Source organism: Paraniabella aurantiaca, from assembly GCF_050309965.1.
Lineage (GTDB): Bacteria > Bacteroidota > Bacteroidia > Chitinophagales > Chitinophagaceae > Niabella.
On sequence record NZ_JBLOSY010000002.1, the window covers coordinates 1,845,794 to 1,871,260 of the forward strand.

Here is a 25,467-nt window from a genome sequence, read left to right on the forward strand (position 1 = left end):
AATTAAATCGTTTTTATTTTTCACACAGAGACTGCAAGGATGAGTTTACCTTTTCGACAAGCAGGAGACCTCTCTTTGTTTGATGGCGTGGGTAAACCAATAATATAAACAGGCAATCACTGTTCTGATGATTGATCAAAACTACAGTTACATACCCGCGAAACAGGTGTACCATTATTGCATTTTACTGTATTATTATTGCAAAAGAAGGCTTTTTGTCTTTGTTAAAGACTTGATTTTCAGTTTTGAAGAAAAATCAGGCTTTTAGTTCGCTGTTTTTCCGATAATCCTGAGGCGCACATTCATACCTTTTTTTAAACTCGCGGAAAAAGTAAGACTCGTTATTAAAACCGCTGTTCAGGAATACTTCTCCAACCGGCATATTAGTATGCACCAACAGGTCGGCGGCCTTCGCCAGGCGGGTATGTTTGATAAATTCCCCGGGAGTCATCCCGGTCAGGGACTTGGTTTTACGGTATAGCTGCATCTTGCTCAGGAAGATGGTTTTTTCGAGCAAAGCGGCATTTAATTCAGGGTTTAGTATTTCCTCCCGGATGATCCCGGTAAGTTGTTCAAGAAATGCTTTATCATCTTTTTTGATCCCCGCGTCGCGAACGGTAGCATTACTATTATCTGCGTTTTTGAATAATTGCTGGATCCTTTTTTGGTATTCGATCAGTTTTCTAACTCTTACTTTCAGGTTAGAAGTGTTAAAGGGTTTAGAAATGTAGGCATCGGCCCCGGCTTCATAGCCCTCAATATGTTGTTCTTCCATTGACCGGGCCGATAGCAGGATAACCGGTATCTGGCAGGTAGCAGGTGTTTCTTTGATCAGTTTGCATAGTTCCAGGCCATTTAATTTGGGCATCAGGATGTCGGCTATAACCAGGGACGGCATATAAGTATTAATTAACGCTGCAGCCTGTTGTCCATCTTCGGCTTCGTAAACGATATAATCTTTTTTCAGAACGTCTCTGAGCAGGTAGCGTATTTCGGCCTCATCATCAACAATAACCACAATATCTTTATCGGCGTTCAGAATTTCTTCCATAGCAGCCGTTTTATTGCCTATGTTGGCCGGGTGTGCCACGCTATCAGATGTCATTACCGTAAATAATTCTGAAGGCGTAGCATCCGCTACCGGATGATCTTCAACCTGCTGACTGTTATTTTTTAAAGGGATGGTGGTTGTAAAGCAAACCCCGTCCCCGCGGTTTTCGGCAATAATGGTTCCTTCCAACAGGTTCACCAGTTGAGACGTAAAAGCCAGTCCGATACCTGTACCATAGGTGTCCGGCGCATTTTTAATATTATCACCGGTATAAAATTTCCTGAAAATATCCCGGAGCTGGTCCTGGGGCAACTGAACCCCTGAATTAAAGACCTCCAAATAAAGCAGACCCTCCCGTTGGGCGGCCTGGAAGATTATTCTTTCTCCTTTACTGGTATATTTAAAGGCATTGGATAGCAAATTGAACAGGATCTTTTCCAGTTTGTCCTTGTCCATCCAGCCCATCATATTACCTGAAATATGGTAGTCATATTCCAGCTTTCTCTTTTCAGCGAGTGGTGCAAATGGTTCTACAATATTAGTTAATAGTGCTGTAAGGTTAAGGTAGCTGAAATTGTTCTGCGTATATCCTGTGTCGGCTTTTCTGAATTCAAATAGCTGGTGTAGCAAGTAAGTGAGTTTGGCCGTTTGCTGTTTTATTAAAGAAAGGTATTTACCCTTATCGCCTTTGATGACCAACGTGTCTGCTTTTTCCATGAAACGTTCAAATCCGCCCATAATAAGGGTTAAAGGTGTTTGCAGTTCGTGCGCTATATTGGTAAAAAATCCGATCCGGTTTTCATGTACTTCCTCCTCCTTTAAGCGCATCAATTGTTCTAATTTCAGTTGTTGCTTTATTGCAGCCCTTCTTTTCCGGTAGCTGTATAAAGTATAAATAGCAAAACTGATGATCAACGCGTATACAACAAAAGCCCAAATACTCAACCAGGGGTAGGGCTGCACTTTTACCTGGAGTACAGTTATTTCATCTGAGCTGAGACCCTCGCCATTATTCCACTTCACTTTTAGCTCGTAGTTACCGGGTGGAAGATTGCTATAGGATATCTTGGCGGTAGCTTTTTGCGCGTTCCAGGTATGGTCATATCCTTCGAGAAAATAGGATATCTCAAACTTTTCAGCGTTTGCAAAATTAATGGCAGAGGCTTCCAGGCTGATATAATTTTCATCCCTTGGGGTGGTGTAGGAGAGGGGTGTAGCCGCGTTGTTATTTTGAAAGACAAAAAGACTATTTTGTCCAGAGCTATGATTCCCCGCTGTTACATATGAAATAAGAATATTGCCCAGGTAGTTACTTTTACTGATCTGGGCCGGTAGAAAACTATTAAATCCTGAAATTCCTCCGAAATATAATTTGCCGGTTTTGTCTTTCCACACCGCACCATCGCTAAATTCACTGCTTTGTAGGCCGTCCGTTTGCTGGTAGTTACTAACCGATAAATTAGGCCAGGTTATCTTGGCGATACCTTTATTGCTGCTGATCCAGATATTTCCTTCATCATCTTCGGTAATAGCATGTATGGTATTATTAGGAAGACCCTTTTCGGTGGTAATTTTTCCAAAAACAGGGTTAGACTTTTGTATTTCGTCTGGCGGTAAAAAGTTAAGTCCATAACTGGTGCCTATCCACAGGATATTTCTTTTATCCTTGTGTATATAAATAATGTCGTTATTAGATAAGCTGCCTTCGTATGTAAAAGCTTTAAAGGTTCTGAAACGGCCGGTCTTTTTGTTTAAAAGGCTTAGCCCGCCATACCGGCAACCCACCCATATATGATCGTTGTCGTAAGGGGTAAGGGAGTAAATGATATTATTGGCAGGTCCTTTGTCCTTTTCCCCGGCGCTGTATTTTCTTCCATATACAAACTTTATTTTTCCATCTTCCTCTCTTGAGAATCGAAGATGTAAGAGCCCATACCCACTGGTACCCACCCAAACAGAGCTATCAGGATCCTGGTAAATACTGTATACCGAACCAAAACCAGGGCAGCCTTCTTTGTTTAGAATGTCGGACCATTTAAAGAATTGGTTCCTTTTAATATCATATATATTCAATCCGTTCCCATCTGTTCCCATATAAATAAGGTTGTCAATGCCTTTCTTCAATGCATATACGGCATTGTTGTCCAGATATTGAGGGGCTGTAATGTTTTTAAGCTCCTGCTCCTTTAATATGTTGTTGTAGGTGATGATGCCCCGTCCTTTCGTAGCTACCCATAATTGCTGTCCGTCTTCACAAAAAGCACGCACCGGCCGGTTATAGGCGCTACCTTCCTTAGACATGGTAACTGTTCCAAAGAATTTTGTTTGGGGTGTTATTTTTATTACACCGCTACCATCTGTGCCTGCCCATAGGGTTTCATTTTTCAATGCCCAGCTGGTGATGCGAATATTGGCCAGTGATCGCAGTAAACCCGACATAAAGCGGGTAGACTGCCATGTGTTATTAAATACAGTACAGCCACCCGTTGCCCAGGCAACTAAATAGTGGTTATTATAATACACAATAGAGTTAATAGCACCACTTAATGGAACAAGGGCTGTAGCTACCTGATCAAGGCGGTATAAATACTCATCATTGCTTTTGGTAAAAAACAATTGTCCGTTTACAAGGAAGAAATTGGCGACATTATTTTGTATAGAGTGACTCAGCCTAAGTGCATTTGTATTGCTGACCCAAAGTTGAAGCTGGTCGTTTTCTGTCAGGATGATTAAGCGGTTACTGTTGTCAAAGGTGATCTTTTTAACTTTGAGTGAAGCTGTTCCGGGAATGTTCTCGAACTTATTTTGTTGCAGGTTATAACGTGTTAAACCCTGTCGGTGGGTATAGCAAAATACCTGTCCGTTTTGATCAATGGCAATTTTGTACTCATGCTCGGTAATATTCCCCGGCAGGTTCTGTTGGTAAAAGAAATTATAAAACCTGCCTTCTTTTTTATCGTACCGGGTAATGCCGCCAACCGTAGTGATCCATAAATTTCCTGCTTTGTCTTCATCTATTCCCTGGATGATATTACCGCCGATACTTTGCTGATCATTACTAAGATTGTAATTAAATATCCGCAACCGGTTACCTTCAAACATATTCAGGCCATCCCAGGTGCCCAGCCAAAGCAATCCATCTTTATCTATATGCAGGTCGTTGATGGAACTATTAGACAAGCCATTATAGTTGTCGTAAGCCTGTACCAGGAACGAGTCGGATGGGGAGGCCGCAAAACTTTTGGTGCTTAAAAAGAAAACGGCACACCATAGCCACAACCATCTTGTGTAGTTATTGATCATTAAGGCCATCGTTTATAAAGCAAGTATACGGAATCTTCAGGCTGCATAAATAGATTAATTACCGGGGTAACAAATCACTCTACTATGATGTTCCGGGAAATGCTGGTTACTTGAGTATTAAACCCGCTAAAGGAGGAAGATTGATCGTGATACGGTATTTTTTTGTAACATCATCCAGTAGCTCACACCTGATATCCTTATTGTAAACATTACCGGTTCCGTCAAATTCTTTCAGGTCTGAGTTGAATAGTTCCCGGGTATACTTTTTACCATAGGTTTCAATTACCCAGTCGTGACGAACTTCTGGTGTGGCGTTTAGTATAATCAACACATCATCATCATCTTTTTCAGCCTTTCTCTTGTATACCATAACACCTTCATTCTGGTGATTAAGGTCTGTCCATTCAAATCCTCCGATGTCAAACTGGCGGGTGTAAAGCGCAGGTTCTTCTTCTAATAGTTGATTCAATATTTTAAGGCTATGGCGGGCTCCTTTATGACTATCATATTGTAACAGATGCCAGTCCAGTTCTGATTTGTAATTCCACTCGCTGGTTTGTCCAAACTCGCTGCCCATGAACAAGAGCTTGCCTCCGGGGTGAGTCCACATATAAGTAAAGAATAACCGTAGATTGGCAAACTTTTGCCAGAGGTCGCCGGGCATTTTAAATAGCAGCGGACTTTTACCATGTACTACTTCGTCATGACTGATGGGTAGCATGAAGTTTTCATCATAATAGTACATCATACTAAATGTAAACTGGTTTTGATGATAGGGGCGGTGAACAGGATCCAGTTTAAAATAATCAAGCGAATCATGCATCCAGCCCATCATCCATTTCATACCAAAGCCCAAGCCGCCTGTAAAAGTGGGCTTTGATACACCGGGCCAATCGGTTGCTTCTTCCGCAATGGTTTGTACGCCCGGAAAATCGCGGTAAACCATTTCGTTCAGGTTTTTTATAAATTCAATGGCTTCCAGGTTGCCATCCCCACCATGCTCATTGGGTTCCCATTCGCCTTCCTTGCGTGAATAATTCAGTTTAAGCATAGAGCTTACTGCATCTACACGTATGCCATCGATATGAAACAGGTCAAACCAGAACCGGGCATTACTGATCAGGAAGGACTTAACCTCGCCTCTCTTATAATTGAAAATATAGCTGTTCCAGTCGGGGTGAAAACCTTTTCGCATATCAGCATATTCGTACGTATGATTGCCATCAAACATAAACAGTCCGTGCGAATCGTAGGGGAAATGCGAGGGTACCCAATCTAATATTACCCCAATGCCTTCCTGGTGAAAAGCATCTACCAGTCGCATGAATCCCTGCGGATCTCCAAACCGGGATGTGGGCGCAAAGTATCCTGTGATCTGGTATCCCCAGCTCCCATCAAAAGGATGCTCTGCTACAGGCATAAACTCAACGTGGGTAAAGCCCATCTCTTTTACATAGGGTACCAGGCTTTCTCTGATTTCGTCATAGCTCAGGTATTTATGTTCGTCATTTGCGTCAGGTCTTTTCCAGCTGGCCAGGTGAACTTCATATACACTCCAGGGTGCATCCAGTGCATTATGTTCTGCCCTTTTCTGCATCCATTCCGTATCGTTCCATTCATATTGAAGATCCCAGGTGATAGAAGCTGTAAGAGGTTTTAGTTCCCAGAAATTAGCGAAGGGGTCGCCTTTGTCAGCAATGCGATTATTAGGGCCCACTATATGATACTTATATAATTCACCATGCCTGATATCCGGTATAAACCCTTCCCAGATACCGCTGTTGTCCCACCTGGGTGTAAGCGGATGCGAAAGTTTGTTCCAGTCGTTGAAATTGCCGGTTACAAAAACAAATTTGGCACTGGGAGCCCATACGCAGAAATACATGCCCTGCACACCGTTTACCTGGATAGATTTGGAGCCGAATTTTTCATATAATGTATAATTGAAGCCGTTCTGAAAGTTATTAACATCTTCTTCGGTAAGAATGGAGTAATTCCAAACGGGTTTTGAGGTGTCTATAAAATTTTCCTTTTCAAACTTTTCCTGCAAAATTTTGATATCAATAGGCATAGTACATGTTTGAAGCAATTTACGATAATTATAATACCAACAACTGTGTTTGAGTTTAATTCCGGTGTTTACCGACAAAAATTATCAGTTTACCGGATGCCTAGGCCCAATTAAAACAAATACATCTACTTTTATCTCTATTGAATGTTAAAATGACGCTACGTTCTATTCGTAGATATCCAGTGGTATCGTTTTTTAACAAAAAATTGGTTGCTAAATAATATAATGATGCTAATTGTTTATGGAAATTTGCTCACTGCGCGTCATAAACGATATAACTACTTGTCAAAACAACTTATGAGATTATACTTCACACTTTTGATACTATTAGTAAGTGCTATTGGTTCCTATAGTCAAACATCTGTTTTAAAAGGAACCCTGGTGGATTCTTCAGAGAATAAAAGTCTTCAGAATACAGTTGTTACACTATTTAAAAGTAAAGATTCAACTTTAATGAGCTATACAAGGGCGGGTGCCCGGGGTGAGTTTCAATTAAATGTACCAGACACGGGTAGCTACATACTACTGATAACGCATCCTTATTTTGCCGACTTTTCAGATAAGATCATTATGAAGCCGGGTGAGCCTGTCAATGTTGGTATCATTAACATGATCTCTAAAAGTAAGTTACTGGAAGAAGTAGTGGTTAAGACCGGATCACCCATCAGAATTAAAGGTGATACGACCATTTACACAGCTGATAGCTTTAAAGTAAGAGAAGGCGGCACTGTAGAAGAACTGTTGAAGAAATTGCCAGGAGTGCAGGTAGACCGGAATGGGCAAATAACAGCTCTGGGTGAGAAGGTGGAGCGCTTCCTGGTGGATGGCGAGGAATTTTTTGGCAGCGACCCCGGCATTGCCACCAAAAACCTGCGTGCAGATATTGTAAAAGATGTGCAGGTTTATAAGGGCAAAAGTGACCAGGCCGCTTTTACAGGTATTGATGACGGGCAGAGTAAGCAAACCATGAACCTGGTTTTAAAGGAAGACAAAAAGAAGGGATATTTTGCAAAAATTGAAGCGGGAGGAGGACTTAAGAACGGAAATAACCTGGGAGAGGGGGACAAGTTTAATAACGCACTCATGTTTAATGCCTTTAAGGCAAAAAGGAAAATATCAGCTTATGGTATTATGAGCAATACCGGTAAGCTCAACCTCGATTGGGACGACAGAAGTAAATATGGTGGTGGAAGTGATGTACAAACCAGTGATGACGGTGGTATCTTTATTAGCTCCATGGGAGGCGATTATAACCGGAGCGATGGGATACCTACTAACTGGAACGGAGGAATTCATTACAATAACAAATTCAATAATGATAAGCAAAGTATTAACGCCGGCTACAGGATTACTAAAATAAATGCACCCGGGGAAACGAAAAGCTATTCCAGGAATTTTTTGCCTGATTCAACCTGGCTGAATTATAATAATAACAGTGGCTTTAGCTCCAACCTGAAGCAAGGCGCCAACCTGATATTTGAAACTAAAATTGACTCCATGAATACCCTGAAATTAACAGCCCAGGGCAATTTCAATAACATGGATGCCAGCTATAATTACTACAGTGAAAACCGAAATGTAGACAGTTCTTTCATTAATGTAAACAACCGGCATGGGCAGAATAAAACGGATAACAGTAATATAGGGGCCAACCTGCTCTGGATGCACAAGTTTAAAAAATTATACCGAACTATATCTGTCAATGGCGGCTTTAATCACACAGAGGCAAAAGGTACTGCCTTACTCTATTCTAATATTGATTTTTACAGGAATGGGGTAGTAGACAGTACCGGTGAGCTGGATCAAAATACAATTTCGGACAATGTGCTCAACAATATCAATACCCGCATTGCTTATACCGAACCTTTGCTAAAGGACTTCTATCTTGAGTTGAGTTATGCTTTTGGATTAACAAAAAATGCCAATAACAGGAACGTATTTTTTAATGATGGAACGGGCCGCTATAATCAGTTTATAGATTCGTTAAGCAACGATTTTCAGTTTAATACATTAAGTAATGCACCGGGCATCAACTTCAGGTACAATAAAAAGAAACTTAATTTTTCTTTAGGTACTTCGGCTGCTTTTACCAATCTCGACCAACGTGATCTTACTAATGGGACAACGCGCGGATATAACTTCGTGAATCATTCTCCCAGGGCCAATCTTTCTTATAAGATTAAACCTAGTGAAACCCTGAGCTTTTATTATAACGGAGCCGGACGTGCACCTTCCCTGAACCAGTTACAACCTATTCCCGATAATTCAGATCCGTTGAATATACGTGTTGGAAATCCGTTGCTGAAACCATCTTTCTCTCACGATTTCGATCTTTACTATAATAGTTTCAAAACACTAAAGGAGCGGGGGATATGGGCATCTGCGAGCTATAATTTAAGGCAGAATGCATTTACACAATTCAGTGAATTTGCTGACGGTATACGAAAGTATTATGACGTTAATACCAATGGGGTAGCCAGCTTTAATTCTAACTTTAATTATAATTTTAAATGGAAAGGTCCTGGTATTCGCGTCGGCGCTGGTGTGGGGTATGGATTTAACAGGAATGTGGATTTCGTAAGCAGCTTTTCAACCAATAACGGCAATAGTGCTAAGAACATTACCAAAACAAATACCTATAGCTTTTCAATTGATGTTTATAAAAGTGTAGACGAAAAGTATGATTTTGGCCTGGCTCCCAATGCCAGGTACAATAATACCAGGGCTACCGTGAGCAGCAATGCCAACGCCGACTACTGGAGTGGTGGTCTGAATATCTGGGGAAATGTACAATTGCCAGGAAAGATAGAAATAAGAACAGATGTAGATGCCAATTATGTACAAAAAGATCCCCGTTTCCCTGCGAATAATAACTATGTAATATGGAACGGTTTTGTAACCAAGAAATTCTATAAAAATCAATTTGAAGCAAGACTCTCTATATATGACATTTTGAATCAAAACAGAGGATATAACAGGAATTTCGGAAACTATAGTTTTGCTGAAACTTACAGAACCACTTTGCAGCGTTTCTGGCTGGTTTCTTTTGTGTGGAACATTACTAAAAACGGCACGCCGGCACCCGCCGCTAAATAATTTACTATGAAACAGGTACTAATGTTTATAATTCTATTGAGTTATTCAGCCTCGATGCATGCCCAGAAATTTATTGGCAGCGGAACCATAGAATTTGAAGTAAAAACAAATTTGCATAAGTCTCTTTCTTCTATGTGGGGAGATGAGGAAGGCGACTGGGCAAAGCAGTTAATTGCATCTCAGCCGCAAATGACAGTCAATTATTATAAGTATAACTTTCATAATAACCGGTCAGAATATAAGTTTGACAGGTCTGGTGATACTAAAAAAGTAACACCCTGGCTCAGCAATGTTAATGAAGACGACATGTGGTATAATGACTACACAAATAAAAAATTTGTAAATCAGAAAGCCATTGATGATAACTATATTATTTCGGGAGATCTAAAAAATATCGAATGGAAATTATCGCCCAATGATGTTACTGTAATCGCGGGCTTTAATTGCCGCAAAGCGCAGACGGTTTTATTTGACAGCGTATATGTATTTGTATACTATACTGATGAAATAACCGTTAATGGAGGTCCTATGAGTTTAAATGGGCTTCCTGGCATGATTCTCGGCGTTACCATTCCACGTATGTATACCAGCTGGATCGCTACCCAGGTAACTTTAGGTGAGCCTGTTATTAAAGAACCTACCCGGGGGAAAAAGAAAACAGAGGCTGATATGTTAGCCATTTTAACTGAAGTGGGTAAGTCGAGGGCAAAAGAATGGAAGAACGCCACCAAGTGGATGAACCCTATGATATGGCGAACATTCCTTTAGCCTTGCTCTTTATATAATAATCTCATATTGTGTACCGTTTGTTGCCTCACCAGGAACTGCTTCTCTTCGGCATATTTTTTCAGTGAAGCCTCATTGTAATGCCTTATGGTGAGCAGGGTTAGCCCCGGGGTTACCTGTACATCAAAATTTTGAGATGCTTCAGCAGCAAACTGGCTGATCTTTTCTTCACGATTGTCAAAGGCATAGGTAATGCTGATGGCTCCATTTTGAGTAAGCGTAGGAGTGATAAAGAGTTTCTCAAACAGTCCGTATAATATCTCGGTATTATGCTCTCCAATAAAAGAAAAATCTTTCGATTTTAATTCAACCATCACCTGGTTTCTTTTAATTACAATAATGGGCGGAAGCTGCTTAACAATATTATTATGGATATGAGTGCCGGGCATATCCTTATTCAAAAAGCATTTTACAAACAGGGGGATGCTTTTGTTCTGCAAGGGTTTAATCGTCTTGGGGTGAATAACCTGTGCACCGTAATAAGCCATTTCAATTACTTCAGTGTAATTTAACTCAGGAATGGGTACCGCGTCAGCAATTTCCTTGGGATCGGCATTCATTACACTTTCAACATCTTTCCAAATGGTCTGGCTTTCTGCATCGAGCATGTTAGCGAACACGGCTGCCGTATAATCACTTCCTTCGCGTCCCAGGGTAGTACTCTCGTTTTCATCAGTGGCCCCTATAAATCCCTGGGTTAACACCAGATAGCCTTCTTCTAAAGCCGGGCGAATCAACTCATTTACCTTCGCCTGCGTGAAGTCCCAGTCAATATTGGCATCTCTGAAATTATCATCTGTCCTGATAATATCTCTTACATCCATCCATTCGTTGCGGATACCGGCCTCATTTAAATATTGACTCACTATTGCAGTGGACATCAGCTCGCCCGAACAAACGATCTGGTCGTAGTAATAGTCGTACTCTCGAACCGGCTGATCATGCAGGAGCCATTCCACTTCGGTGAAAAAGTCTTTTAACTGTGCTTCGCAAGCCAGGTAATGGGTTACTAAAAGATACTTTGCTGTGGTTAGATGTTGCTGTTTTACCTGCTCAAAGAGCTGCAATGCTTCCTCTTTTTTTTGCTGGTAAAAAGCTTCAGCTACTTTTTCAAGCGCATTGGTGGTTTTGCCCATCGCAGAAATTACAACCAGTAGCTGTTGATTTTGGTACTGCCGTAAAATGTCTGCAACATTTTTTACTCTCTCTACACTATTAACTGATGCACCCCCAAACTTAAAAACTTTAACCATTTGTACTTTTTAGAAAGTGCAAATGTCGTGGTTTGTTGGCAATATTTTGAGCGTATAGCCTAAGTGCCTATAGAAAGTAAAGTTTAGTATCTTTTTATATAGTCAACTTTTCAAGGGTCATCTGCCAACTAAATTGTAGTTTTAGCGCATGGCAAATGTGAAGATATCTGTAAGGGACCTGGTAAAAAACTATGGCGATTTCAATGCAGTTAAAGGTATTTCTTTTGATGTATTTGAGAACGAAATATTTGGATTGCTGGGACCTAACGGCGCGGGCAAGTCTACTACACTGGAAATAATAGAAACTCTTCGTAAAAAAACAAGTGGTTCGGTACAGGTAGGAGGATATGACCTGGATAAAAGTCCTAATATTATTAAGGGTTTGATAGGAGTGCAGTTGCAGGCCAGCAGTTATTACCCCGGCCTGAATTTGCTGCAGCTGATCGATTTGTTTGCCGGCTTATATAACCGGAAGGTAGATGGAATGGAATTATTACGCTCCGTAAACCTGGAAGAAAAAGCAAAAGCTAAATTTAAAGAATTAAGCGGGGGGCAAAAGCAGCGGTTTTCTGTGGCTACCACCCTTATTAACCAGCCACAGGTCATATTCCTGGATGAGCCTACTACGGGTTTGGATCCCCAGGCGCGCCGTAATTTATGGGAGTTAGTTAAAACGATTAAGGCACAGGGTACCACCGTAATTATTACTACCCATTATATGGACGAGGCAGAATATTTATGTGACAGGATTGCCATCATCGATGCCGGTAAAATTGTGGCATTGGATACGCCCGATAACCTGATCGATCATTTGGTCGCATCTGGTTTTGAAAGACCAAGGGAAGTTAAAAAAGCCAACCTGGAAGATGTATTTATACAATTAACAGGTAAGACGCTTAGAGATGCCTGAATGACTTATCAGGTGAATCTTCTAGGTGTATAGATTTTATGAATTATTTTTGAAAAAATGTTTTTATGGATTTGAATTTACAACACAAATTACGTTCCGCTATGAATGAAAAGATAGAAAAACAAAAACAGGAAGGCCGCGATTTTCTGGCAACCAACAAAAGTAAAGAAGGGGTGCAGGAGCTGGAAGGCGGTATCCAATATGAAGTAATTAAAGAGGGTACGGGTATACAGCCTGAGTTGTCTGACTCTATAACTGCTCATTACAAAGGGGCATTATTAAGTGGTAAGGAATTCGATAGTTCTTTCAAGCGCAATCAGCCCTTTACTGCACGTCTTACTCAATTGATCCGTGGTTGGCAAATTGCGATTCCGTTAATGAAAGAAGGCAGTCATTGGAGATTATGGATTCCCTCAGACCTGGCTTATGGAGACAGGGGTGCCGGCGGTGATATCCCCGGAGGCGCTACTTTATTGTTTGAAGTAGAGTTATTAAAAGTTAATAAATAATACATTGGAAATAGAAAACCAATACCCGATTGGGCCTGCTTCTTTTGTAGAATTTTCTACTGCGGCAAAAGAAAGTGCATTGGGCGATATACAGTTCTTGCCCAATGCACTGGAAGCTGCCATCTTAAACCTGGATGAAGCACAGTTGCAAACACCTTACCGTAAAGATGGCTGGACTGTTAACCAACTGGTGCACCATGTGGCCGATAGTCATATGAATGCATATATAAGGTTTAAACTGGGTTTAACGGAAGCAACGCCTACTATTAAGCCATACGAGGAACAATTGTGGGCCGGGTTAAATGATGTAGCGTCTATTCCCATCAATGTGTCCATTACATTATTATTTGCCCTGCACCAGCGTTGGTACGCCGCTCTCAAAGACCTGGATGATGCCGCCTGGGAACGAACGGTTTTTCACCCTGCATCACAAAAAGAATTATCCTTATGGTACTTGCTGCAAATGTATTCATGGCATGGCAGGCACCATGTAGCGCAAATAAATGGACTAAGAGATAAGATGAGGTGGGGGTATTGGTAGTTGGTTGAAAGGTTGATAAGTTGACTGGTTGATTGGTTGAAAGGTTGGAAGGGTTGATGGGGGGGCTGCAAACAATGAACCATTAACATGAACAATTGACAAAAAAAATGACAATGGACTTGAAATGGGAAATACTGAAATCGGAGCAGCTGTTTAACGATCTCTGGTTTAAAGTGAGAAAGGATACCTGTAAAACACCGCAAGGGAAAATTGTAGATCCTTACTATGTATATGAATTTCCGACCTGGGTGACCTGCTTTGCTTTGACAGAGGATAATAAAGTGGTGATGGAATTACAATACCGTCATGCCATAGGTGAAACCTGCTGGGAAATTCCGGGCGGCTGTGTAGATGATACAGATGATAACCTGGAATTCGCTATAAAAAGAGAATTGCTTGAAGAAACAGGGTACGAGTTTGAAAGTTTTGAATACCTGGGGAAAACCTGCGCCAATCCATCTACCAATAATAACTGGATGCATATGTTCCTGGCAAGAGGCGGCAAAAAAACAGCTGATCAGGATCTTGATGAAAACGAAGAAATACACGTAGAACTGATGGACCTGGATGTATTCAAAGAAAAGTTCAGGAACAATGAATTTATACAATCGATGCATGTAACCTGTATGTTGTATGCTTTGATGAAATTGGGTGAGTTGAAGGTGTGAATAGAGAGTGGTTAATAGGGAATAGTGAATAGGGAGTAGAGAACATGAGTGGGAAGTGGGGAAGTATTGAATAGTGAAGATCAGCATGCATATTATCCGGCATCCAACATCTAGTATCCCGTATCCGGCATCTAATATCAAGTATCCAGTATCCAGCATCGAATATCCGGCACCATGTACCGCAAGCAACTAAATAAAGACAAAGTGATGAAGGCCCTGATCAAGTCGCAGGGTGTTTATACCATTGAGCAGAAAAAGAATGTTTGCCTGCAACTCTGTGCTTCCATTATGAGCCAGCAGTTGAGTACCAAAGTGGCTACTGTCATTTATAACCGGTTTCTGAATCTTTTTAAATCGAAATCGCCCAAGCCTGCAGCTATATTACAGGTGCCGCATGAAACCCTGAGAAGTATCGGACTGTCCAATGCGAAAGCAGTATATGTAAAAAACGTATGTAACTTTTTTATAGAACACCGGCTGACGGATGCCAGGCTCTATAAAATGAGCAATGAAGAAATCCTGTCCCTGTTGACCCAGATAAAGGGAGTAGGGCAGTGGACGGTTGAAATGTTGCTGATGTTTACGCTGGCAAGACCCGATGTGTTTGCTACAGGCGACCTGGGCCTGCAAAAAGCTATTATCAAACTTTACAATGTGGAATATTCCAACTCCAAAGAGCTTTTCGAAAAAATGAATGTCATTGCCGGTAACTGGTCTCCTTACCGAACCTACGCCTGCCGGTATCTATGGAGGGCTTTAGATGCGACACTGATACCGATGTAAAGCATGGTTAATTGCCAGGTGTAAAGGATAGTGCTATGGCCGCAGTTTTAACGGATTTGGGAAGCTGTACAATAACCTTATTATTTTTGATTGTCCATTTCAATTTTTGTTTTGTCTGCAATAGAGTAATCGTAGTGCCTTTAGCCGGGAGATTGCCGCTCCATTCAACAACAGTAGGAAGGGTAGTTCCATCCGGCACCGGTATCAGCGCATACATTTTTTTACTGGCCTTAGCGCGCGTAAAAAATACGTTGCCATCCTTGTAAATGTCAGTGGCTCTTGTGTTATAGATCGCTTCGCCATTGGCATCCATCCAGCTACCTATTTCAGCAAGACGGTCAATAATGGGTTGTTGCAAAGTGCCGTCAGCGCCAGGCCCTACACCCAGCAGTAAGCTTCCTCCTTTGGCAACGATTTCAATCAGGCTGGCAATTACTTTAGGCGCCGATTTAAAACTTTCGTTGGGTACATAACCCCAGGCGCCGCCTAATGTCATGCAGCTTTCCCATGGATTGTCGATCTTATGATCGGGTATACGCTGTTCCGGTGTCTGGTAGTTCTCGTAAGGCCCGTGCACGGTTCTGTCTACCACTAATAAGCCGGGCTGCTTCTTGCGGGCCATAGCTGCAATTTTAGGTATGTCTACATCCTGGCTCCACTCGGGTATAGGAGCTCCCCAGCTTAGCACTTCTGCATTTACCGTTTCTTTCGGGCGCACCCAGCCGCCATCCAGCCAAAGGATGTCTATGCTGCCATAATCGGTCATTAGTTCGCTGATCTGGTTGTAGGTGTATTGTTTGAATTGGTTCCATCGCCAGGGAAATTTCCGGATGTCATAATTATTGTTACGATTGGCCGTTTCGTATACCGGCCACCAGTAATTTTCGCTATGCCAGTCGGGCTTCGAAAAATAAGCGCCGATCATCATGCCTTCTTTCCTGAAAGCATCAAAAACATATTTGGCTACGTTGGCTTTGGGATGGTTCTTAAAAGGCCCGTTGGTAATCTTGAAATCAGTTTCTTTGGTATCGAACATACAAAAGCCATCGTGATGCTTGGTCGTAAATACCAGGTATTTCATACCAGCTGTTTTTGCAGCCTTAGCCCATTGCTCCGGGTTGAAATTTACAGGATTGAAATCCTTTTGCAAGCCCCAATACCACTTTTTATAGTCGCCATAATAAGAGTTGCTGTCACGGGTGATCCAGTCTTCCGAGCATAAGGACCATGATTCAATAATGCCCGGCACCGCATACAGGCCCCAATGAATGATCATGCCAAATTTCTGATCCTGCCACTGATCCAGCTTTTGTTTCACCTGCGGATCGGTTGGCCATTCGTATTGGCTGGAAGAGGGGTGGATGCCCTGTTGCTGGGCTGTTGAAAGAAGAGCTACTGAAAATAGTATAAGAAAAAATAATGGCTTCATCGTTTAAAATTATAGGTCTATATCTTCATCGCCTTCTTTGTAGGGCGTGTAAATAATCAATAAGGTCATCATTTCATCCGTAGATGTCATGTTCCCTACAGAAGCGACATATTGAGGTGGTGAGTGAGGGTTTTGAGGATTGTTGGATGTATTGTCGTACATGCCGGAAATATGAATAACCGAACCCGCGGGTATTTTCTTGAATTTTTTCATGCGATACAGTTCCTGCCATTTAAAATTCCATTCGGGAATTCGAACAAGGGGAACAGTATCCTTTGCTGGTGTTATAGCATATGCAAGAAATTGTTTTCCTAAATAATGCATATGTGGCCACACATATAAAACAGATTGGTCTTCGGGGGTCATGACCTTTAGCGAAAAGGTAGAAACTTTATTAGGTGGAATTAAAAAGCTAGGGTGAATGTCCTGCTCGCCAATTCCTCCCGATCCTAAACTAATTATTCTTATATCTCTTTCGGCCGCTTTTTTTCTAAAGTATAAATGTACGCCTATATTGGAATTCTCATCTGCCGAAAGGGCTGAGTAATGGACGGTGAAAATGATTACGCCGCGTTTAGGGAGCTGCCAACCAAAGCCATCAGGGTAGTATTCCTTAGAAGCCCCCGGTATCCAACCGGTATAAAAAACGGGGTCTTTTTGATACACTTGATATGGAGACGCTTTTTCCCGATTTGCATCGTTTGATCCGTCAATATAGGTTGGGCCAGCTTCAACGTCTACTTCGTTATCGGGAACAGAGCAGAACATATAGTTGGCGTGGTGGATAATCTTTTTGTTGTTGGAAAAAAACTCAACAGCTTCAATATTTTTTTCTTCCGAAAGATTAAACGGAACTTTAAACGAAATGAAATGTTCTTTGTTATCGCCCTTAACAATAAATGATTTATCAATCTTCAATAATAGATCGGGAGCGCGCTGTGTCGAATTCGAAAATGAACTTATACCAGGCTTAGTTGTTCGTGCTATAGCACTTTCTTCCGCCCCGCTATCAATCCATTGTATTAGCAGAGACTTATCTTTTGGTGAAAGCGATCTGTTATTAGCATAATCCTGGTAATGAGGATCGGCTGTCCAGGGCGGCATATAATTATCTGCAATTGTTTTTCGAACTGTCTGAATTCTCTTCTTTATATCTTTAAATGTTTCTAAAGAAAAGGGCGCGTCGCCTGTTCTGGAGTTATGACAACTAACACATTTTACGTCTACAATTGATTTTACATCTGCATACGTTTGAGCATATGTATAGTGAGCAAATAGTGTAAAAACTGAACACAATACGTTATTATAAAGGAAACTAATTTTCATTTTCTATATAACAGCCAACGGCCTCAACAAATTTAGGATTTATCAGTGAACCTCTTATTGAATTTGAAATGGCATCTTGAAGATAGTTCTTTGTGGGCTGCAGTTTGTTTTTGCCCAGGCTAATAGCCCAGTCATCGATAGCTCCCTGATAAAGGATCTTATTTGCAGAGTCAAGTAAAAATACTTCAGGGGTCTTGCTTGCATTCAATGCTGAAACAAGTTTCATTTGGGGATCGTTGATAAGGTTAAATTGGATGTTGTATTTAGTCTTAAAAGCTCTGTAATATTTATTTTTATAACCTTTGCCTGGAAAAACGCCTATGAAGTATACCTGCTTTTTGTATAGTTTATAAATCTGGTTCAATGAAAACACATATTTCTGACTTAATGGACACTCGGGTGATAGAAAGATGAAAAGTTTCAGATGATTGGTTTCCTTTAAGTGAAGCTTTTTACTGTCAATAGTTTTCCACCGGTCATGAGAGAATTGTATGGTTTGACTATAGTTTGTTAAGCTTGCGCCAATCAAAAAAAATATAAACAAGACTGCTTTCATATTTCTATAAAATTAAACAAGCCTCTTGCTTTTACAAAGAGGCTTGTTTAAGAATGTCAATAAATATTTTATTGTTTATCCCACCATACTCTTCCAGTAATGTCTGATAAAGCGCGAAACTCCGGATCTTGTTCCATTTGGCTAATCGCTGCAGTTTTATTAGCATAGTTGAAGTCGGTAATTTGTGGAGGGGCTATGGACCACCTTCTTGGCATTTGTACTACGTTACCTCCATTGGTAAGTATTTCAGCAGGAATGTAACCTGTAGCGAAAGGATAATCTGTTCTTTTTTTGAAAGCCCAAAGCTCGTTGAAACTCCTGTAAAAATGTACAAGCTGCTGCGCGTAAATTTGCTCGAGCGCTCTGGCAGGGTTGAATATAATTTCGGGTTTGGCCTTGTAAGCAGTAAGCTCGGCAGGAGTAAGTGCTGTATAATTAAAAACTTTTGCATCACTTCCCCATTCGTCATAGTCCCCAGCTGAAGCGTCAATACCTTTATAATACCACTCCATGGCATTTTCAGTGGTTACTCCTTTTGCAGCTAGTTCTGCCCGCATAAAGCAAACCTCAGCATAGGTAATCACCGGGAAATTTACTCTTCCTTGTCCCACGGCTGCATTAAATAATCCAGCCTGTATCTCAGAACTATAAGGCACTGTGGCACCAGGAAAGTTGTTAAAGTAATGCCTGGTACTATTGGACGTAGCCGCATCAAAGCTTGCTGGCCGGCCGGTGTACTCCTGATAAACTTCGGTAGCTGGTATAGAACCATTGTTTTTGGCTGCTGTAAACTGAGCTTCTGTAAGCGCGGTTTTCCTATACATATTCCGGATCCTTGGATCTGCATTCCGGTACATAAAATCAACCACATTTTTCTGACCGGAGATGTTGGCTGCCAAATTATAGTTACCACCATTTGCCCTGTCTGGCCCGCCTTTAAAAACCCAATTTGCAGCCCTGCTGTTTATTGGGCCAATGGGGTCTGCCAATACGGAAAGCACGATCGCTTTTGCAGCTGCCGGTTTTCTTTCCATCATACGCATGGCAATTACCAATCTTAAGGAGTTGGCTGCCATTGCCCAGTTTTTGCCTTCGTCGCCTATCCCGCGGTAATAAAGGTCGTAAGTACCCAACGTACTTTGTCCAGAAGTGGGATTACTGTTAATTACTGCAACAACAGCTTTCAATTGGTTTTCCAATGTATCAAACAAAGCTTCCTGGGTATCATATTTAGGCCTGAGTGCATTGGGGTCATTTGAATACCTTACTCTGAATGCATCAGAGTAAGCAACACTTCCTACAATGTCTGATAAGTAAAATGCGCTATAAGCCTGGGGTACATAGGTAATGGCCCTGATGTTTTTAAACTTTTGACTGGAGTCGGCACTCATTTTATCGATCAGACTACGCATTTCAAAACAGGCACCACCCACACCCATTGTTTCTCTTGTGTAAAGATTTTCCAGGCGATATGGGTTGCTTGAAGCGGAGAAGGGTGTTTGAAATCTTGTAGCTACAACGCCCATTCCACCCACAGGTACCCATCCCGCAGACCAATATTTAATATTACGATTCCAGTCATAATAGGCTTCAAAATCATTTCCCTGTTGTGCTAAAACCGCATTAGGGAATATGGCTCTTACGTCGATGTCCTTATCAGTTAGGATGATATTATCTGGATTAGTATTGACTTTCCTGAAATCTTCCCGGCTACAGGATACGGCCAGAAACAGGATGGTTGAATAGATTAAGAATTTCATATTTTTTGATTGATAGAGTAATCTAAAAATGGATTAAAAAGTCGCATTTAATGAGACGCCATAGCTTCTGAAATAAGGTGTTCCCCCGTTTTCAATAAAGGCACCGCTGCTGGTTGAGCTTAAATTGTCAGGATTTAAATTACCCGGTAAGCTGTTATATAAGAACATCAGATTGCGGCCTATCAGGGAAAGCCTAAGGCTGTTAATGCCAACTTTAGAAGTAATAGGTCTCGGTAAATCATAACTAAGCGATACTTCCCTCAAAGAAACCCATGAAGATTCAAATTTTCCCATACTCCTGATACCGGTACCCCAACCATATGTGTTATTATAGTAGGAGGCTGCGGCCACGGGCTTTACATAACCCTTGTCATAAGCTTCCTGTACGGTCATTCCCGATAAGTTGTGTGCCTGGCCGTCGGCACTTTGTGCAGCCGAAACGGTTGTGCCCTGGGCAAATACTCCATCAAGCAATATACCATCAGTACGCTGCTGTCCATTTTGGGTGTAGGTTAAACCACCTAATTCGCTGTTTCGGCCGAATAATGTATTCGTAAGTGAACCATATTGAGAACCATAATAATAGGTACTAGACCATACATCACCACCAATTTTCGCATCCAGGAATACGCCCAGTGTCAAAGATTTATAGTTGAAATTGTTTCTTATACTTCCCAGGAATTTGGGAAGGGTGGAGCCTACCACAGGGTTCCTGTCTCCCAATACTTTTGGATTATAATTGCCGGCTCTCTCATAGATCATCTCTCCGTTAGAGTTAATACTTACAACGCGCTGTCCATTTAACGGGCTTGCAACGGGCTGATTGTCTTTTGCCAACGGTTTTGTGTTATCTGCTAAAGCCTGAAAGGATGCATGGCCGTAATTTGCCAGGATGGTGCCATAATCGCCACCTACATAGGCAACGGAATAGATTCCATCTCCGCCATCGAGGGTTTGTGCGGGTAGCCCAAACGGAAGTGATAATAATTTGTTCCTGTTTCTTGTATAGTTAAACACCACATCCCAGGAGAAATCATTTTTCTTAATAGGAGAGCCATACAGTGTAAGCTCAACTCCTGCATTACGCAGCTTGCCCCCATTGATTCTGGTCTTAGCTGCGCCCGATTCTGACGGTATGTCAAATAAGATGATTTGCCTTTCAGAGTTTTGTGTATACACCGTGAAGTCTCCACCCAATCTGTTGCTGAACAGCTTGAATTCAAGTCCTCCTTCTAATTTACTATTTCTTACGGGTACAAAGTTTTGATCGATTATTTCATTTCCTGCTAATCCGTACCTAATGATGCTGTTTCCGCCGAAGTCTACATAAGGGCTGTAAGGTGCATAGGAGGGAATTCGAACCTGATAAGGTTCACTGGCACCACCACCTACCTGTGCATAAGATAGTCGGAGTTTACCAAAATTTAGAACTTTCTTAGAAATGTTGAAGGCATCGCTGAATACAAACGCCAGATCTGCTCCGGGATAGAAATAGGAATAGATACCATGACCATCGGTGTACACCAATGTAGAGTTCCAGTCATTTCTTCCATATATATTTAATGTTGTATGGTCTTTAAAACCAACGGTTCCCTGGAAGAAAGCTGAGCTCAATTTAGTCGACCTGGGTGTGCCCTCTTCAGTGCGGGCATTTTGCCTGGAATTACTCAGTCTGTATACATCGGGATAAACGAACCCTCCTTGGGTGTACGAATAGGCGGAGTTTGACTTGGAGTTATTTAATTCACCTCCCAGCTGCATTAAAAGGTCAAAGTCAGAGACCTTTTTTGTAATGTTAAAGCTACCTCTATACCTGTTTGTTGTGGTTGAGCCTGATCGAACTTCGTATTGGCCATCCAAAAAACCGGTACCTTTTCCTCTTTTTTCTGCTGTATAGTAGTGCGCTAAATAGTTTACTGCTGCTGCACCATCAAACCTAAGCCAGTCAGTAAAATCAATCCTTATCGAACCATTTCCCCGAAGGTTGTCCTCTTTTCTGCGGTAATTGTTTTCAAATATTTCCCAAAATGCCTGATTGGCACCTGTCCCATTTCCTCCGGATTCGTCATTTCGGATACCTCCATTAACCGTGTCCACCCTGTTTTTTTCATAATATCCGAGGTCATAGTTTCTCGCTACGCCATAAGAAAGGGCATATAGCAATGAGTTGCCACCCTGTAAAGCCGGATTTTTAGTGTCGGAATTGGCGTAACTGGTATTGATATCTAATAATATTTTATTGGAAAGCCGGTGTGTACCTCTGAAATTGTAACTGTTGCGCGTAAGCTTATTATTAGGTGTTGGGGACTTTGAGTCCATGTAGGAATAAGAAAAACGAAATGTTGTTTTTTCATTTCCCCCCGAAATGCCAAGATTCGTGTTGCGGGTAAGTCCTGTTTGATACAGGCTAAGTACGTCATTAATCCCTGGAACATTGGCCCTGATTTGGCCGGTTACATCTTGGAATATCTGTCCGTTCATTTCAGGACCGAAGGATTGAAAATAGGTGGCAGGATTAATGGCAAGTGTTCCATTTGCCAGTGTATCCCAGTCATTGATGTTGGCACCGCCGCCAAACCGGTTTTGAAAATCTACTGTCTTATAGGCTTTTTCAAACAAAAAAGACTGTGAAAAGGTAACACCAAGTCCTCTTTGTGAAAATCCTTTCTTTGTCTTAATAAGAATTACTCCATTAGAAGCACGGCTTCCGTATAAGGCGGTTACGGCGCCTCCCTTTAATACAGATATGGATTCGATATCGTCTGTGTTAAGGTCTTTTAGAATATTACCAAAGTCTTGCTCGCCGCCCTTGTTGGGTAAAATAACATCCTGATCCATAATGATATCATCAACAACCACCAGGGGTTGGTTGCCATATGGGTCAAGCGATGCACTTCCTCTGATTAAAAACCTGGTACTTGATTGAGGGCCGGAAATGCCAGGATTTACCTGTAAACCAGGGACCATGCCTTGTAATGCTGCTATTGGATTGATGGGGTTGGCCCGGCGGATATCATCTCCGTTTACTTGAGTAACGGAGTAACCCAGGTTTCTCCTGGCCCTATTTTCCCCAAACCCTGTAACAACAACCTCAGCAAGACCGGTTGCGTCATTTTTTATTAATATAACGTTTAGGTTAGTACTGTCGGCGATGACAATCTGTTTGGTTTGGTAGCCTATTGAGCTGAATTCAAGTGCTGTATTATTGGTATTAACAGAAATCGAGAAATTTCCATCCGCTTTTGTTACACCTCCCGTTGTCGTTCCTACCACAATAAACGAAACATTGGCCAGGGGGACACCTTGATCGTCCTTAACAGTACCGGTTACTGTTCTTTGCTGAGACCAGGCTGTTAAAGCCATAGAGCTCAGGAAGAGCGAAACCAGTAGGGTTTGCATTGTTTTCTTCATACCTGTTGTTTTTGATTTGATAAAAGTTTTGTAGACAGCCTAATACGAGCGATCATTCGCTTCACTTATTTTGTTTAGTGTGCCCTTACAGTTTACGGTTTAAATTATCTTTATAAATACTTCTTTACCCTTACCACGATTTTCCGAAGTAATTGTATTTTGAAAGTCCTGTTTACTGATGTATCAATCGTTTCCAACGCTCTCTATGGCACACATCAGTTTCTTTGGTTTAATTGTTAAGTAAATGTAAACCATCTTTTTTATAATATACAATACTTCTTAAATTTTTTTTATAACTTTTGTTAAACGGGTAGGTGAAGTGATAGGAGGCTGATAGCAGGTTTAACTATTTTATATGCTGGTTTTGAAAATAATAATATAAAACAAAAAACCGCCCGAAGGCGGTCTGAAAAATGGTATTTTTTTTTATTATGGTTGAATCCAGATCTTTTTATCAGACACATCTGAACCACCGGTTTCAGCTTTCCAGTTGGCATTGTTGAAGCTCTGCTCTTCATCAGGATACCTGAATTTGTATAGCTTACCGTATTTGCCTGTATAATTACCTGCATCGGTTGTCGCCATTGGTGTTTTACCACCGGTCCTTTTCAACAGTGTCCAGGCATCGAAAGGCTGCCTGTATTGATCAATCCAGGTTTGTGCATATATTTTTAGTAAAGATCCTGCTGCATCCGCTGTGTTGTAAGCTACTTTGGAATTAGTTAATACCTGGTTCAATTCAGCCGTAGTTAAAGCTTCCTGTGCCGGTTTGTTAACTGCCCATGAAGGTGTATTGAATGCGATCTTCTTCCACATGGTTAAAGACGCAGTAACACCGGCATCGTAAGCTGCTTTAGCAGTTGTTTGATTAGCTGTAACGCCAAGCCCGCGATTATAAGCTTCCGCCTTTAAGAAATGAACCTGGGCCGCTGTTAGCATCAATTCAGGAATATACTTTACATCCTTTACAAAATAAAAATTAAATGCCGAGTAGTTGGTATTGCCTTTATTGTTCCAGTCAATATCCCGATTGGCAATATTATAAGGGGTACCTGTTTCAGTAACAGTGGCCTGGTTTTGTGGAATCGCCACCCAACTGTTCGCACCATTTGTTTCGAAAAATATTTTAGCACGGATGTCGAAAATACCACTTCCATCGGTGTTATTATTGTCAGACAGCAGGTTCCACATAGTGCTGCCCATTCTTAAATTACAATCCTGGGTAAACGACCATTGGCGCCATTGAAACTCTAAACCTGGTATTGCCGTAGGCCAAAGACCAATATCCTCCCCATCCGTTAGTAATGGCTTGCCTAAAGCCTCTGCTATTTGTGGTCCTGCCAGTGAGCTGTTTTTATCATACATGGTAATGGCCACATAAAGGCGCAGGCTGTTGGCAAATTTGGTCCATTTGGCTATGTCGCCTTTCAGAAAGGTATCATAGTTACCAGGACTATATTGACCTGCAGCAGTAGATAGATTATCAACCGCCCATTTAAGATCGGTTAAAATGGCCGGGTAGATATCTTCCTGCTTGTCGTAAGGTACATTATACCCTGCGGCACCATTAATAGGAGCATAGCCGGCCTTAGAATAAGGCATGTTACCAAAGTAATTGGTATTCTTGAAAGTCTTGTACGCCATTAACGTTTTAAGCATTGCATATAAATTATTCATACTGGCCGGAGTAGCAGCAGCTTCAATTCTTGATTGAATAAGCCTGTAATTAGCCATGGCCTGGTAATAGGTAGTCCACAAGCCACCCCTGGCATTGTCGAAATTATAGCTATTGCTACCTGCAACTACTCCTTGTTGTGTAATTGGGTAGATCCAGGAGTTCATTACGGAATATTCGCCGGCAGTTACGGGTAGGGAACTTATAATTCCATTGAATAATTCCTCTGTAGAAGCCGTAACCGGGTCTTTCGGCGGAGTATTAATTTTTTCAAAATTCTTAGTACAGGAAAAAAAGGTTGTACTAAATAGTGTCAGATATATTAGTTTCTTCATTTGT

Annotated in this window: 16 protein-coding genes; 7 read left to right on the plus strand and 9 right to left on the minus strand. The window is 41.4% G+C overall.

All coding sequences use genetic code 11. The features are described from left to right. Nucleotides 1–256 precede the first annotated feature (256 nt). Both ACLOAU_RS21885 and glgB read right to left on the minus strand, forming a co-directional pair. Entirely contained in the window at nt 257–4,354 is a 4,098-nt protein-coding gene (locus ACLOAU_RS21885; protein ID WP_427864041.1) for a hybrid sensor histidine kinase/response regulator, read from the minus strand. Between the two features lie 106 nt (nt 4,355–4,460). Beyond that, a complete protein-coding gene (glgB, locus tag ACLOAU_RS21890) occupies nt 4,461–6,425 on the minus strand; it encodes a 1,4-alpha-glucan branching protein GlgB (RefSeq protein WP_427864042.1) in 1,965 nt (654 codons plus the stop codon). Between the two features lie 297 nt (nt 6,426–6,722). Between glgB and ACLOAU_RS21895 the strand changes: the two genes are divergently transcribed. Both ACLOAU_RS21895 and ACLOAU_RS21900 read left to right on the plus strand, forming a co-directional pair. Then, a complete protein-coding gene (locus ACLOAU_RS21895) occupies nt 6,723–9,521 on the plus strand; it encodes an outer membrane beta-barrel protein (RefSeq protein WP_427864043.1) in 2,799 nt (932 codons plus the stop codon). 6 nt (nt 9,522–9,527) lie between these two features. After that, complete coding sequence (locus ACLOAU_RS21900; protein ID WP_427864044.1) at nt 9,528–10,289, plus strand: GLPGLI family protein; 762 nt, start codon at nt 9,528–9,530, stop codon at nt 10,287–10,289. Here ACLOAU_RS21900 and ACLOAU_RS21905 read toward each other — a convergent pair. Then, nucleotides 10,286–11,560 carry an aspartate kinase gene (locus tag ACLOAU_RS21905; RefSeq protein ID WP_427864045.1) on the minus strand — a complete coding sequence of 425 codons (1,275 nt, stop codon included), beginning with the start codon at nt 11,558–11,560 and terminating at the stop codon, nt 10,286–10,288. The genes ACLOAU_RS21900 and ACLOAU_RS21905 overlap by 4 nt on opposite strands. Before the next feature lie 148 nt (nt 11,561–11,708). Here ACLOAU_RS21905 and ACLOAU_RS21910 point away from each other — a divergent pair, with 148 nt between their 5' ends. From ACLOAU_RS21910 to ACLOAU_RS21930, 5 genes are all read left to right on the plus strand, one after another. Further along, nucleotides 11,709–12,470 carry an ABC transporter ATP-binding protein gene (locus tag ACLOAU_RS21910; protein ID WP_427864046.1) on the plus strand — a complete coding sequence of 254 codons (762 nt, stop codon included), beginning with the start codon at nt 11,709–11,711 and terminating at the stop codon, nt 12,468–12,470. Nucleotides 12,471–12,535: 65 nt separating this feature from the next. Next, nucleotides 12,536–12,979 (plus strand): BamJ family beta-barrel-assembly machinery protein, encoded by a 444-nt coding sequence (gene bamJ / locus ACLOAU_RS21915; RefSeq protein ID WP_427864047.1) that lies wholly within the window; start codon nt 12,536–12,538, stop codon nt 12,977–12,979. A gap of 4 nt (nt 12,980–12,983) precedes the next feature. Beyond that, nucleotides 12,984–13,520 carry a YfiT family bacillithiol transferase gene (locus tag ACLOAU_RS21920; RefSeq protein ID WP_427864048.1) on the plus strand — a complete coding sequence of 179 codons (537 nt, stop codon included), beginning with the start codon at nt 12,984–12,986 and terminating at the stop codon, nt 13,518–13,520. A 113-nt stretch (nt 13,521–13,633) separates the two neighbouring features. After that, on the plus strand, nt 13,634–14,188 hold the full coding sequence (locus ACLOAU_RS21925; RefSeq protein ID WP_427864049.1) for an NUDIX hydrolase: 555 nt from the start codon (nt 13,634–13,636) through the stop codon (nt 14,186–14,188). Nucleotides 14,189–14,362: 174 nt separating this feature from the next. Continuing rightward, the gene (locus ACLOAU_RS21930; RefSeq protein ID WP_427864050.1) at nt 14,363–14,971 is read left to right on the plus strand and encodes a DNA-3-methyladenine glycosylase family protein; all 609 of its coding nucleotides are present in this window, start codon (nt 14,363–14,365) and stop codon (nt 14,969–14,971) included. Nucleotides 14,972–14,978: 7 nt separating this feature from the next. Here the strand turns inward: ACLOAU_RS21930 and ACLOAU_RS21935 are convergent, their stop codons facing one another. The 6 genes from ACLOAU_RS21935 to ACLOAU_RS21960 form a co-directional block, all read right to left on the minus strand. Next, complete coding sequence (locus ACLOAU_RS21935) at nt 14,979–16,400, minus strand: alpha-L-fucosidase (protein ID WP_427864051.1); 1,422 nt, start codon at nt 16,398–16,400, stop codon at nt 14,979–14,981. 9 nt (nt 16,401–16,409) lie between these two features. Then, the gene (locus ACLOAU_RS21940; protein WP_427864052.1) at nt 16,410–17,726 is read right to left on the minus strand and encodes a cytochrome c; all 1,317 of its coding nucleotides are present in this window, start codon (nt 17,724–17,726) and stop codon (nt 16,410–16,412) included. Then, complete coding sequence (locus ACLOAU_RS21945; RefSeq protein ID WP_427864053.1) at nt 17,716–18,282, minus strand: redoxin domain-containing protein; 567 nt, start codon at nt 18,280–18,282, stop codon at nt 17,716–17,718. Before ACLOAU_RS21945 ends, ACLOAU_RS21940 begins: the two co-directional genes overlap by 11 nt. A 68-nt stretch (nt 18,283–18,350) precedes the next feature. Further along, entirely contained in the window at nt 18,351–20,042 is a 1,692-nt protein-coding gene (locus ACLOAU_RS21950; RefSeq protein WP_427864054.1) for a SusD/RagB family nutrient-binding outer membrane lipoprotein, read from the minus strand. Nucleotides 20,043–20,075: 33 nt separating this feature from the next. Next, nucleotides 20,076–23,453 carry a SusC/RagA family TonB-linked outer membrane protein gene (locus tag ACLOAU_RS21955; RefSeq protein WP_427864055.1) on the minus strand — a complete coding sequence of 1,126 codons (3,378 nt, stop codon included), beginning with the start codon at nt 23,451–23,453 and terminating at the stop codon, nt 20,076–20,078. Nucleotides 23,454–23,882: 429 nt separating this feature from the next. Further along, nucleotides 23,883–25,463, minus strand: a complete 1,581-nt coding sequence (locus tag ACLOAU_RS21960) for a SusD/RagB family nutrient-binding outer membrane lipoprotein (protein ID WP_427864056.1) — start codon at nt 25,461–25,463, stop codon at nt 23,883–23,885. Between the last annotated feature and the right edge of the window lie 4 nt (nt 25,464–25,467).